Source organism: Cohnella sp. GCM10012308 (genome assembly GCF_042649185.1).
GTDB lineage: Bacteria > Bacillota > Bacilli > Paenibacillales > Paenibacillaceae > Cohnella.
In genome coordinates, this window is record NZ_JBHRYU010000003.1 from 317,272 (window position 1) to 330,483 (window position 13,212).

Consider the following 13,212-nt stretch of genomic DNA (forward strand, 5'->3'; position numbering starts at 1 on the left):
AGTCGGCGAAATAGCTGCCTTCTGGCCCTTATTTTATTAATTCAGCGGCCACCCGCAGAATTAGCTGCCTTTTAACCACTATTTTTTCTAGCCGGTGGCGGCTTGCGCGATCTGCGACATCAACCGCCCATACGCATCCGCTCCATACAAAGAAAGGACGTGATCCTAATGAGACAATCTACGGCTGCCGAGGCGGTGCTGCAGCGGCGGAAGTGGGAGCTGCCGGCCTACCGAGGACGCGTAAGACGCATCAAGCCCGCGGATCTGTTCGTCTATGCCGCAGGCGCGCTGATCCTGATCATCGCGATTTGCGCAGCTTTTCCGCAATGGATCGCCCCTTACTCGCCGACGGACATGATGCTGGACGCGATCATGCAGGGGCCGAGCGCCGCCCACCCCTTCGGCACCGACTACTACGGTCGCGACATTCTCAGTCTCGTCGTGTACGGCAGCCGGGATTCGCTGTACATCGGCTTCATGTCGGTGCTGGTCGGCGGGCTCGCGGGCGGTGCGATCGGCACGATCTCCGGCTACATCGGCGGCGCGGCGGATGCCGTCCTGATGCGGATCGTGGACGTGCTGATGACGATTCCCGGCATCCTGCTGGCGCTGGCGATCGCCGCCGCGATGGGACCGGGCCTCGGCAACATCGTGCTGGCCGTAGCGGCCGCATCCGTACCCGGCTACGCGCGCGTCATGCGCGGACAGACGATCAGCATCAAGAGCCGGCCGTTCGTGACGGCCTCCCGCGCCATCGGCGCGACGCCCTTCGCGATTTTCTGGAAGCACGTCTTGCCCAACTCGCTCTCCCCGCTGCTCGTCATGGCGACGCTCGGCATCGGCACCGCGATCCTGACCGGCTCCGGCTTAAGCTTTCTGGGACTCGGCGTGTTAAAAGAAATTCCCGACTGGGGCGCGCTGTTGTCGCAAGGACGAGGCTATCTGACGGTGGCGTGGTGGATCTGCACGTATCCCGGCCTCGCGATCACGCTGCTCGTGCTGGCCGTCAACATCGTCGGAGACTGGCTGCGCGACCGGCTCGATCCCAAGCGCAAGGAAGGCTGAGCGGCCCGCCGACGCGTCGGAACCGGCCGAGGACGTCCGCTCCCTTACACAGAAAGGAGTCTGCCATGCAAAGCCTGCTAGAGATCGAACAACTGTCCGTCGGCTTCCGCACGAAGCGCGGCTTCCTGCAAGCCCTTCATGACGTTTCCCTGAAGATTGCTCCCGGGGAAACCGTCTGTCTCGTAGGCGAATCGGGCAGCGGCAAAACGGTCGCCTCCAAGGCCGTCATGCGGCTCGTCGACTACGAGAACGGGCATATCGAAGGCGGCCGGATCGCGCTGAACGGGGTCGATCTGACCGCACTCACCCAAGGCGAGCTGCGCAGCCTCCGGGGCAAGCGGATCGCGATGATCTTCCAGGAGCCGATGGCCGCATTCGACCCCGTCTACACGATCGGCTACCAGATCGTCGAGACGATTCTGCGGCACGAGCGCAAGACGAAGGCCGAAGCCAAAGCCCATGCCGCGAGCTTGCTCGCGCGGGTCGGCATCCCCGAGCCGGAGCTTCGCATGAAGCAGTACCCCGGCGAGTTGTCGGGCGGCATGCTGCAGCGCGCGATGATCGCGCTCGCGCTGTCCTGCGGCCCCGAGCTGCTCATCGCGGACGAGCCGACGACGGCGCTCGACGTGACCATCCAGGCGCAGATCCTGCACCTCCTGCAGGAACTGAAGACCGAATTCGGCATGTCGATCCTGCTGATCACGCATGACCTGGGCATCGCTGCGCAGATCGCCGACCGCATCGTCGTCATGTATGCCGGCCGCATCGTCGAGCAGGCGACGGTCGCAGAGCTGTTCGCGCAGCCGCATCACCCGTATACGAGCGGCTTGCTGCGCTCGGTCGCCACGCTCGACACGGAGAAGGGCGATCGGCTGTACGCCATCGCGGGCAGCATCCCGAGCCTGAGCAAGCTTCCGGAGGGCTGCGTGTTCCATCCCCGATGTCCGCATGCGACCGACCAGTGCCGCGCCTCGGCGCCCCCGCTTAGCCGGCGCGGCGACCGAGAAGCCGCCTGCTGGCATGCGGATGCGCTGCTGCAGGACGGTGCGCTGAGCGCCCGGGAAGTACGCGAAGAGGCGGCGGATCGGGACGTACCCGCAGTTGCGGCGACGGAGCGAAGTGCGCTCGTCGGAGCAGCGTCGGATCGCAGCGCGACCGCAATCTTGGTGCCGGATGGCGACGCGCCCTCGGTCGATTCGCCATTGCCGGAAACGGCGCGGGTCGTGTACGGGAAAGCTGTCGAGGAAAGCCGACCGGCGCAAGCGGAACAGACGCAGGCGGAACAGGCGAAGGCCGGGAGCATCGAGCTGTTCAAAGTCGAAGACGTGTGCAAGTATTATCCGATCAAGCGGGGAATCCCCGGGCGTTCCCGGATGTTCGTGCGTGCGGTGGACGGCGTTTCCTTCTCCATCCGGGAGGGCGAGACGCTCGGCCTGGTAGGCGAATCGGGCAGCGGCAAATCGACGCTTGGCCGGCTGTTGTTGCAGCTTGAGCCGGTCACGTCGGGACGCGTGCTGTTCGAAGGCGAGGATCTGACGCGCCTCGGCGCCTCGCGGCTGCGGCATACGCGCAGGCACATGCAGATGATTTTCCAGGACCCTTACGGCTCCCTCGATCCACGCTGGAACGTAGGCGATCTCGTCGGAGAACCCCTTGCTGTCCATCATGGGCTCTCCGGGAAAGAAAAGAAGCAGCGCGTCGAGGAACTGCTCGCCGCCGTCGGCCTCGACCACGGGATCGTAAGCCGGCATCCCCATGAGTTCTCGGGCGGTCAACGGCAGCGGATCGGCATCGCGCGAGCCATCGCCCTTCATCCCAAGTTCGTTCTCGCCGACGAAGCCGTGTCCGCGCTGGACGTATCGGTGCAGGCGCAGGTCGTCAACTTGATGCAGGACCTGCAGCAGAAGCTGGGGCTGACTTACCTGTTTATCGCGCATGGTCTGCACGTCGTCCGTCATATCTCGGACCGGATTGCCGTCATGTATTTGGGCCGCATCGTAGAGATTGCGCCGAGCCGCGAGCTGTTCCGACGTCCGGCCCATCCCTACACGCGAGCGCTCATCGACTCGATTCCGCACCCGGACCCGCAGCTTCGAACCGAGCCCGCCGCCATCCGCGGCGAGATCCCGTCCCCGGCGCGTCCGCCGGCCGGCTGCAGATTTCACACCCGCTGCCCGTTGGCGACGGACCGCTGCCGGTCCGAATCGCCGGAGCTGCTGCCGCTGGACGGCGATCGCTCGGTCGCCTGCCATTACCCGCTGCAGTAAGAGGGGGCCGTGGGCTGTAAGCGAGAAGAGCACCACTACAGCGCCACGATCGGCGGAGGGGGGCATTGGAAGCCCGAAAGTCGCTGTTACAGAAAAAGTAGGCTTCTGCAGGCGAGAAAATTACCGCTACAGCGCCGCGATCGGCGGCAACGAAGACTGCAAGCGACAAAACCACTGTTGCAGGGAGGGCGGTTAAAGTGGGAAAGTAGATGAAACGGCTATTCATCTTAAAGGAGGATGTTGCGCATGAGTCTGCTGGACCGATTGTACGAGGAACTGGCGAGCGCGGAGACGGAGATTATCGGCTGGAGGCAGCATCTGCACCGGCATCCGGAGGTCTCGTTCACGGAGCGCCGCACGCCGGCGTTCGTGGCGGACAAGCTGCGGGAATTCGGCATCGAGACGCGGACGGGGATAGGCTGGCGGAAGGAGCTTGATCTCGCCGAAGAAGGGGCTGACAGCTTGCCCGGCGGTGGCGTAGTAGGCTATATCCGCGGCGGACGCCCCGGTCCGACGCTGGCGCTGCGCGCCGACTTCGACGCGTTGCCGATACAGGACGAGAAGGATGCGCCTTATCGCTCCACTGTGGACGGGGCGATGCACGCCTGCGGCCACGACGGCCATACGTCCGTGCTGCTCGGCGTCGCTCGCGTCTTGCAGGCGCACCGGCACGAGCTTGCGGGCAACATCGTACTCCTCTTCCAGCATGCGGAGGAAAAGCCGCCGGGCGGCGCCCGTTTCATGATCGAGGACGGCTGTCTGGACGGCGTCGACGAAGTTTACGGCATCCATCTCTCCTCGGAAATTCCGCTTGGCCGCGCCGGCCTTCGCGCAGGCCCTGCGATGGCCGCCGTCGATGCCTTTAAGATAAAGGTCATCGGCAAAGGCGGGCACGGCGCGCGTCCCCATGACACGATTGACGCCCTCGTCATCGGCAGCCAGATCGTAGGCGGCCTGCAGCAGATCGTCAGCCGCAGGGTGAATCCGCTCGCGTCCGCCGTCGTATCGATCGGCGTGTTCCGCGCCGGAACCGCCTTTAACGTCATCGCCGGCGTTGCGGAGATCGAGGGCACCGTCCGTACCTTTGACCCGGCGCTTCGCGCGAGAATCGAAGCGGACGTACGCGCGATTGCGGGCGGCATCGGCACGGCCGGCGGCGCAAGCTGCGAGATCGAATACGCCAACGGCTACCCGCCGCTCGTCAACGATCCCGATAAAACCGAGGCCGCCCGCCGTGCCATCGCGGAAGCGCTTGGCGAAGAAGCATTCATCGCGCTCGATCCGGTAATGGGCGCGGAGGACTTCGCGTATTACCTGGAGCAGCGTCCGGGCGCGTTCATCCATGTCGGCGCGCGCAACGCGGAACAACGCACGCAATTTCCGCATCACCATCCCCGCTTCGACATCGACGAGCGCGCGCTGCTGAACGCCGGCAAGCTGTTCCTGGCACTGGCATTGGCCGAGCGGCCGACCGCGTGACGGCATGACGAAGCACCGGGGACGCATACGAACAGGAGGCGTCCTGCTGGGCGCAGCCTGGTATGTCAAAGCCGGCAAACTGGCTTAAGCCAGTGCCGGCCTTTTCCCTTACTGCAGCTTGTTCATCTGCGCGATCAGATCGTCGATGGCTTCGTCGACCCGATACGGACCGTAATTCCACTTTTCCCGGCTGACATTGATCATGCGATTGTTCTTGACGGCTGGCAGCGCGCTGTACAAGGGCTCCTTGAACAGTGCCGTCAGCTCTACCATTTCCTCATCGCTCATCGACGTAAAATAGTAATCCGCAGGATTCGCCACGAAGGCTTCTTGCGAAAGAGCGGTACCGCCGTCCGCATATTGCTTTAATGCCTCGGGCAGCTGGAAGCCGTAATCCTGGTAGATCAGCTTGCCGAGCGTACCCCCTTCTCCCCCGATCAGCATTTCCTTGTCATAATAAATGAACGAGAGCGCCGTCGTACCCGGCTCGATCTTCACGTCAAGCTGGTCGCGAATGCGCTGAAGCTTCTTTTCAAATCCGGAGATCCATGCTTCCGCCTCCGTCTTGCGATTCATGATATCGCCCACCGTGCGCAGCGTGTTGACGACGTCGGGATCTCCGCCCCAGGCTACCGCGACCGTAGGCGCAATCTTGGCATAGTTTTCGTAATCGGATGCTTCGTAAAAATCAGGTACGATAATCAGATCGGGATCAAGCGCCACGATCGCCTCTTCCTTGCCAAGGCCTTCGCCGATATTCGGTACGCCCGCCATTTTCTCGGGATACTGCTTCAGCGTGGCGTCGTCCGCGCCGGCCGGCTTCAACCCCAACGGGAGCAGATATCCTCCATATGTAATGACAACCACATGCTCCGGATTAACGGGGATTTCCGTTTCCCGGTCCAGCGCATCCTTGTATACCCGCGTCTGCACGGTCGATTCCTGTGTAGTCGCAGTCTGCGATGCCGCTGTCTGCGAGCCGTTCGCGGCTTCTCCGTTTCCCGCGCCATTGCCGCCGCACGCGGCGAGCAGCAGCGATATTCCAAACAACAGGCTAGCCGCCATGGACGGCTTGTTGCTGACTTTCAATTCGTTCACGCTCCACATCGATGATTGGTGATAACAATTATCATTATCATCAACACTATAAGCCGCGTTCGCTGGCGGAGCAATGAACGATCCGGGCGCAACTTTGGGACGAATTGAACCTGTCGTGCCGAGCACCTGCATCTTGAATTGAACCGGCGTCATGCCGAGCTGCTTTTTAAACTGCTTGTTAAAGTAGTACATGTCGGCATAGCCAACGCTCTCGGCGATATCCCGGATGCTCATGCTCGTCTCGGCCAGCAGCTCCTTGGCACGGTTCATGCGCGTCCGCGCGAGATAGCCCATCGGACTCGTACCGTACTTGCGTCTGAACACCCGCGAGAGATAGTGCCCGCTGTAGTGAAACGCCCGGACAAGCTCGTCCATCGATGCGAGCTCGCGATAATGAACGCGGAGGTAACCCGCGATCGCCTCGGCCAGGTCCGGTTGGTGCGCTTCCTCCGCGAGTCGCAGCTGACGGAATTGTTCATAGGCGAATTGATAAAAAAGCCCGGTCGCGAGCACCCGCTCCAGTTCGCCTCCTTCTGTCCACGTCCGGTGCAGCTGTTCGGCGAGCTGCCTCAGCTGCCAGGGCTCGGGGCATCCGTAGTCGTAACTGGAAGCAAACGGCGCCGTCCCGGCTGCACGCCGCTTGGCTGCGCGTACATCCTCCGCTTTGAGGAGCGGCTTGTACAGGATCAAATAATATTCGAAGAAATCGCTCAGGCATTGAATCTGCAGCGTATCCCCTTTGCAGCCGTGCAGCAGCTGGTTGCTCAGGTGAGCGGCCTGCAAGCCGCCAATCAAGAGCCGAGCTTCTCCCTGGGCTGCCAGCAGGAAGCCATGCGCCGGCATGCGGTAAGGCGCGAACGACTCACCCCGCCTCAACGTCGCGAGCCGAATATCAAGCAGCTTGACCGGCACGCTTGCCCAATCGCCGATCGTTCCCGATTCTGTCATGTGGACGCTCCCCGACACGCATTCGCAGAATTATTTCTATTTATTGTAGTGCGATTCTCACGCCTGCCCCGTCTCCCGTAGCGCCTGCTGATGATACATCCGCAGCACCGCATCCTCCATCGGCGGGTTGGACAGACCGAAGCGGATATCGCGGAAAAGCCGCTGCAGCGGATGCGTCTGGGCGAGCCCGTGCGCGCCGGCAATCCTCAGCGCCTTGTCGGCGACGGAGAGCGCCGTGCGGATCGCGAATGCCTTGACCGCGCCGAGCTCGGCGATGCCGGCGGCCTCGTCGGCGACGGGATGCTCCCATCGCGCTGCGACGCTGTACATGAAGTGCCGCGCCGCCGCCAGCTCGATGTCGATCTCACCGATGAGCGTGCCGATGTGCGGCAGATGGATGATCGGCCGATCGAGCGTATTGGGCTGATACGAGGCCGCGAAGGCGAGCGCTTCTTCCCGCGCGGCGACCGCGGCGCCGAGGTAACAGGCCGGCACGTGCAGCAGGTTCGGATTGGCCGGAGGACTGCCGCGTCTGCCCGCCGATGCTCGGTAGACGAGGGCCTCTTGAGGCAGGACGACGTCGTCCAGCACGAGGTCGTGGCTGGCCGTGCCTCGCATGCCCATCATGTTCCAGACCGGATCGACGGATACGCCGGGCGTGTCCATCGGAATCAGGAAGTCGGCCGCCTCCTCCGTATCCCCTTCGATCAGGGTCGTGTTGACGACGACCAGATCGAGCACCGGCGCGAGCGACGTGAACGTCTTGCGCCCCCGGACCACGTACCCGTCCCCATGCCGCTCGGCCGTCGTCTGCATTTTGCCGCCGCGGGTCGGACTGCCCGTCCCCTTCTCCGTCGCCGCGCGGTTCATCAGCTTGCCCGCCGCGACCGCGCGCAGGAACGGCGCGAGCTTGTCCTCGCTCCACGATTTCTTCGCGGACAAGTCGGCCACCGTGCTCACATGCCAGCCGATCGCGAGCGCCAGCGCCGGATCGCCCATCGCGATTCGCTCCTGGTACAGCACCATCTCGTAGACCGTCATGCCTTCGCCGCCGTACGCAAGCGGGACCGGCCATCTCGTATAACCCGAAGCGCGCAGCTTCTCCGCCGATTCGAACGCGAATCCGCCCTCCTGATCGACCGCCTGCGCCAGCGGCTTGAACGAATCCGCCAGTTCGCCGATCAGCGCGAGGCGCTCGCGCTCGCGTTCCGTTCTCGCAAAGGTGTCAGACATCGCATGTTCCTCCACTTCGTCTCTGGTCTCTATGTTGCTTATGAGCCTAGCATGTTCTGGGGGGTGGATCAAGCATCTACGCAGCCGGGAGATAGAGCGGATGCTAAGGAAAATGGACCGTATAGTCGCTATTCATCCCATATTCGATGAAAACAACTATTTTGGGGACACAGGATCCGCTATTTCCACCAGAACTACCCTATTAGGCCACTAAGGTCTCAATTAACGGATCCTCGGTCCGCGCGATCTCGAATCGCCTGCCTATTACTCAAATAACGGCTCCTCGGTCCGCTCACTCCCACTCATGACGATGTTATGTCATGATCATGTAGAATGGCATTTAAAGTGCTGCACCCTTTTTGCATGTTACACCCGTTTAGGGGTATGAATGTGTATAGAGAAATTCGATTGGGGAAGGGCGGGCGAGCCGGCATGGTACGTGTATTGGTGGTAGACGACGAGGCTGGGATCTCGGAAGCGGTAGCTTACGCGTTGAAACGCGAGGGATACGAGGTCGATACGGCCGCAGATGGCGTAGAAGCGCTCGAAAAGGTGGCGGCCCAGCGGCCGGACGTGATGGTGCTGGACGTGATGATGCCGCGCATGGGCGGGTATGACGTGTGCCGCAAGCTGGACGGCAGGGATCGTCCGGCCATTCTGCTGCTTACTGTTAAAAACGATATTGTAGATAAAGTGCTGGGGCTCGAGCTGGGCGCGGATGACTACATGACCAAGCCCTTCGATATCCGCGAGCTGCTTGCGCGCGTAAAGGCGCTGGCCCGCAGGGTTCAGCAGGATCACGCGCCGGTCGTGACCGCGCCTGCCGATGCCGAGACGGTGCGTCTTGGCACGCTGGCGATCGAGTCGCTCTCGCGGACGGCGCGCGTGGACGGGCAGGCGCTCGACCTGACGCCCAAGGAGTTCGATCTCTTGAAGCTGCTGGCGGCCAATCCGGAGCGCGTGTACACGCGGGAGGCGCTGCTGGAGCTGGTGTGGGATATGGACTTCGCGGGGGGAACGCGGACGGTGGACATTCACGTCCAGCGGCTGCGGCGCAAGCTCGGAGACGCGCAGGGCCTGATCCAGACGGTGTTCGGCGTCGGCTACAAGAGCGCCAGGCCGTCGGAATGAGCCGCGGCGTGCGCATCGGCCTTCAGGGCAAGCAGTCGCTGCTGCTCGCGCTGCTGCTCGCCGCCATCGTCGCCGCGCTGAGCATGCAGGTGCTGTCGGGCATTCGGGAGGACCAGCGGGAGCGGCTCGAGCAGACCTTCGCCCGTCAGGCGGAGGCCGCGAATCTGCGCGTGCGCGACGCCTTTCTGACCGGGGAGCGCGTCGAGGCGAAGCCCTTTATGGAGAAAAACGCGCAGCGGCTGGCCGTCGATCTGGGCGAACTGAGCGGCATGCCGGTCACGCTCTACGATACGGACGGCGCGATCGCCGGCACTTCGCTGCCGATTCAACCGCGGACGGATGCGTCGGACGCGCTGGCCTATACCGCCCGGGGGATGTCCGCTTATATTACGGAAGGCGACGCGCTCTTATACCTTGCCCCGCTCTACAATGCCGACCAGCTGCTCGGCACGGTACAATTCCACGCGTCGCTCGCCGACCAGAATGCGTTTTACGAGCGCATCCGTGATCTGTTCCTGTACGCGGGGCTCGCGGTGCTCGCGGGCGGCTTCCTCGCCGGCTATCTCTTTGTCCGGCGCCAGGTAAGCGTCATCCGCCGGCTGAACCGGGCGACCCAGCAGATCGGACGCGGCGAGTACCTGTCCGCTGCGCCCGTGAAGCGTCGGGACGAGCTGGGCGAGCTGGCCGAAGGCATCTACGACATGAGCGGCAGCATCTCGTCGTCGGTCACGCAGCTCCACGAGGAGAAACGCAAGCTGATGGAAGCGATCGCGCGGCTGACCGAGCTCGAGCGCCAGCAGAAGCAGTTCATCGGCAACATCAGCCACGAGCTGAAGACGCCGCTGACCTCGATCCGCGCCTACGCGGATCTGCTGGAGATGTACGCGGACGACCCGGCGCTGCTCGGCAAGGCAAGGGAGCGCATCGGCATGGAGGCCGCGCGGCTGTACGATTTGGTTGAAAAGGCGCTGCAGCTGTCCGCGATGGACGTCTACGATTTTGAAACGAAAGCCGAGCAGGTTGCGCTGGTTCCCTTATTAAAGGAAGCCGCCGAGCGCATCCGGGTCAAAGCCGATGCCGCCGGCATCCGGATGACGCTGGATCTCCGGGACGGCAGCGTTTGGGCCGATCAGGACAACCTGATGCATATCGTGCTGAACCTGCTCGACAATGCGGTCAAGTACAATGTGCCGGGCGGTACGGTCACGTTAAGCAACCGGCAGCACGATAGTGGAGGCGGGCCGCGCATGATCGTCAAAGTCACGGATACCGGACGCGGCATTCCGCAAGATGCGCAGTCGCGTATCTTCGATCCGTTCTACACGGTGAGCGGCGACCGTTCGCGCGCGACCGGGGGTACCGGACTTGGACTGTCGCTCGTCCGCAGCCTCGCGGAGAAGCAGGGCGGCTCCGTACGGCTTGCCGAATCCGGCCCTGACGGCTCCCGGTTCGTGCTCGAGCTTCCCGTAAAGGAGCTGCAGCGCGGCTCGTAAACGAGGCACAGAATTGTTTACAACTTCGATACAAGCCGGATATGGCTTCGATATATCGCGAATCTATACTGATCTCAAGACAGGGACGACGGACGCAGGGCAGCGCGGTATGGCGCCTCGCCGCAGCTGCTCCCTGGCGAGATCCACATCAGTCAGGAGGACCTGTCATGCCGTACAAAAAAGGAGAGATCGCCGTTAAGCTCACGGTCTTGCTCATGCTCGCATTGGAACTGACGGCCTGCAGCTCTAAAAACGGCGAGCCGGTCCCTGTCGCCTCGGGCGCAAGCGCCGGGCAGACGGACGATGCCTCTGCAGCGCAGGGCGCAGGCGGCGGCGGACGCAAGCTTACCGTCGTCAAGGAAACGGACGCGCCGAAGCGTACCGACGTGGCGATCGAACGCATCCACCGCTTCGAAGGCGCCGCGATCGAAGCCTGGCTCTCGGACGACGCGCTCAGGATTACGACGACGAAGCTCGAAAAGCCGGGTACAGATACGGAAGAGGCGAAGTTCAGCTACACGCCCGAGACCGTCGATCTGACGAACGACGCCCGCAAGCCCGCGAAGCAGGCCGAGACGGAAGGCGGCACGGCGGCACTCGTGAAAGAGAGCCTTTCTCCCGACGGCAAATTCGCTTTCGTGCAGCAATGGAAAGACAATTATACCGCCCGCAACTTCGTTAAAAACGTCGCCACCGGCGGCATGACCGAGATCAAGGGCGCCAACTACCTGGAGTCGGGCGGCTGGGTCGACGAAGGCACTTACCTTCTTGCAGCGGGCTCCATGAACGGACGCGGCGACATCCTGGCCGTCAAGACGGACGGCACCGTATCCAAGATGACGCTGGAAGATCCGAAGACAGAGCTGTTCACGAAGTTCACGGCGTCTCACGGCAGCGTCTACTACACGGATCAGGCGCAGAACCTGAAAACGCTGGCCTACGGGACCGCGACGAAGCCAACCGTGCTCGTCTCCGGCGTATCCGGCTTCGAGATCGCTCCTGACGGCGCCAGAATCGCCGTCTCGACAGGGCCAAGCCAGGATGGGACGGCGGCGCGACTGCTTCTGTACGGCGCCGATGGACGCCAACAGGGCTCGGCGATCGGCACCGGGGATCTGATCCCTTACATGAGCTGGTCTGCAGACGCAGTGAAGCTTGCCTTCGCCGTATACGCGGAAAACCGCAGCGGCATGAACGGCGTCTACCTCTTCGATGCGGCATCGGGCACGGTCGTGCCCGTCGTCCCGAATGCTTTTCCCCAGTATCCGCTAAGCTGGAATCCCTCCGGCACGAGGCTGGGCGTCACGGCGGCTGGCAAGGGCGACCTGCCCGTCACGGAAATCATCGATTTTAAAAACCAACAAACCCCTTAAGGAGATGGAACTTATGAAAAACAATATGATGAAGAAATCGGTACTCGGCGCAATGGTGCTCGGCATGACGATCACGGGCGCGGCAGGCGTCTACGCAGGCACGAACCTGCAGAAAATTACGGCCTACCTGAACAGCGGCATCGGCATCAAGGTCAACGGCTCCGCCTATGCCCCGACGGACGCGAACGGCGGCAAGCTCACCCCGATCACGTACCATGATACGACCTATCTCCCGGTGCGTGCGCTGGCCGGCGCCCTGGGCGTCCAATTAACCTTCGACCCGAAGACCAATCAGGTCGTCATCACCACGAATGGCTCGCAGCAAACCGCAGATCTGGCAAGCATCGGCTATACCTCCGCGCAAATCAAGGAGATTCAGACGGCGTTCGCAGCATTCGACGGCTTCACGACGCCTTACATGCCGACGCTGATGGCCGCGAACGATACGTATAAGCAAGCTTCCGCGACCGGCGACGGCGTGAACTTCGTTTTCTCGCATATGATCGTGAACGTTTCGCCTCGCGACTATGCTTTCGACTACGAAGGCACGAACGTGACCTTGTCGAACGGCGTCAAAGCCAAGTGGTATAAGCCATCCGATACCGACATGCTGACCTTCAAGCTCGACGACCGTTACGTGACGCTCAGCTCCATGGACGGCGCGCTGTCCAAGGCGCAGCTCGAGAAGATCGCAGTCGGCGTCGCCAAACAAACCGACAGCACGGCCGGTCTGGCCATCGTCTCCTACAGCGATGCGCAGTTCAAAGCGATCAAGACCGCCTTCGCCGGGTTTGACGGCTTCACGACGGCTTACGCACCGACGCTCATGGCCGGCGACGATGCCTTCAAGCAAGCCGCCGCTTCGGACGATGGCGTGAGCTTCCTCTTTTCCCACATGAGGGTCAGCGTGTCGCCCCGCGATTATTCGTACGGCTACGACAGCACGAAGGTCACCCTGTCGAACGGCGTTCAAGCCAACTGGTACAAACCTTCCGACACCGACATGTTGACGTTCAAGCTCGACGACCGGTTCGTGACGATCAGTTCCCCGGACGGCGCGCTGAATAAGGCCAAAATGCAGGAGATCGCAGTCGGCGTCGCCAAGCTGAAATAAGGCAGTTTTTC

Annotated in this window: 9 protein-coding genes; 7 read left to right on the top strand and 2 right to left on the bottom strand. The window is 62.5% G+C overall.

The window, feature by feature from the left end:
- Positions 1–168: 168 nt before the first annotated feature.
- The 3 genes from ACFOTD_RS06680 to ACFOTD_RS06690 all read left to right on the top strand — a co-directional run bounded on the left by ACFOTD_RS06680 (position 169) and on the right by ACFOTD_RS06690 (position 4,811).
- Entirely contained in the window at positions 169–1,065 is an 897-nt protein-coding gene (locus tag ACFOTD_RS06680) for an ABC transporter permease (protein ID WP_378116961.1), read from the top strand.
- 65 nt (positions 1,066–1,130) lie between these two features.
- Positions 1,131–3,332 carry an ABC transporter ATP-binding protein gene (locus tag ACFOTD_RS06685; protein ID WP_378116963.1) on the top strand — a complete coding sequence of 734 codons (2,202 nt, stop codon included), beginning with the start codon at positions 1,131–1,133 and terminating at the stop codon, positions 3,330–3,332.
- Between the two features lie 252 nt (positions 3,333–3,584).
- Positions 3,585–4,811 carry a M20 metallopeptidase family protein gene (locus ACFOTD_RS06690; RefSeq protein WP_378117078.1) on the top strand — a complete coding sequence of 409 codons (1,227 nt, stop codon included), beginning with the start codon at positions 3,585–3,587 and terminating at the stop codon, positions 4,809–4,811.
- 108 nt (positions 4,812–4,919) lie between these two features.
- Here ACFOTD_RS06690 and ACFOTD_RS06695 read toward each other — a convergent pair whose 3' ends face one another.
- The gene (locus ACFOTD_RS06695) at positions 4,920–6,857 is read right to left on the bottom strand and encodes a helix-turn-helix domain-containing protein (protein WP_378116965.1); all 1,938 of its coding nucleotides are present in this window, start codon (positions 6,855–6,857) and stop codon (positions 4,920–4,922) included.
- Positions 6,858–6,914: 57 nt separating this feature from the next.
- Positions 6,915–8,090, bottom strand: coding sequence for an acyl-CoA dehydrogenase family protein (locus tag ACFOTD_RS06700; protein ID WP_378116967.1), 1,176 nt, complete (start codon positions 8,088–8,090; stop codon positions 6,915–6,917).
- Positions 8,091–8,522: 432 nt separating this feature from the next.
- Here ACFOTD_RS06700 and ACFOTD_RS06705 point away from each other — a divergent pair, with 432 nt between their 5' ends.
- The 4 genes from ACFOTD_RS06705 to ACFOTD_RS06720 all read left to right on the top strand — a co-directional run bounded on the left by ACFOTD_RS06705 (position 8,523) and on the right by ACFOTD_RS06720 (position 13,201).
- Entirely contained in the window at positions 8,523–9,221 is a 699-nt protein-coding gene (locus tag ACFOTD_RS06705; RefSeq protein ID WP_378116969.1) for a response regulator transcription factor, read from the top strand.
- On the top strand, positions 9,218–10,714 hold the full coding sequence (locus tag ACFOTD_RS06710) for a sensor histidine kinase (protein WP_378116971.1): 1,497 nt from the start codon (positions 9,218–9,220) through the stop codon (positions 10,712–10,714). Before ACFOTD_RS06705 ends, ACFOTD_RS06710 begins: the two co-directional genes overlap by 4 nt.
- Positions 10,715–10,881: 167 nt before the next feature.
- Positions 10,882–12,087: a TolB-like translocation protein gene (locus ACFOTD_RS06715; protein ID WP_378116972.1), complete on the top strand. Its 1,206-nt coding sequence runs from the start codon at positions 10,882–10,884 to the stop codon at positions 12,085–12,087.
- Between the two features lie 13 nt (positions 12,088–12,100).
- A complete protein-coding gene (locus ACFOTD_RS06720) occupies positions 12,101–13,201 on the top strand; it encodes a stalk domain-containing protein (RefSeq protein ID WP_378116974.1) in 1,101 nt (366 codons plus the stop codon).
- Positions 13,202–13,212 lie beyond the last annotated feature (11 nt).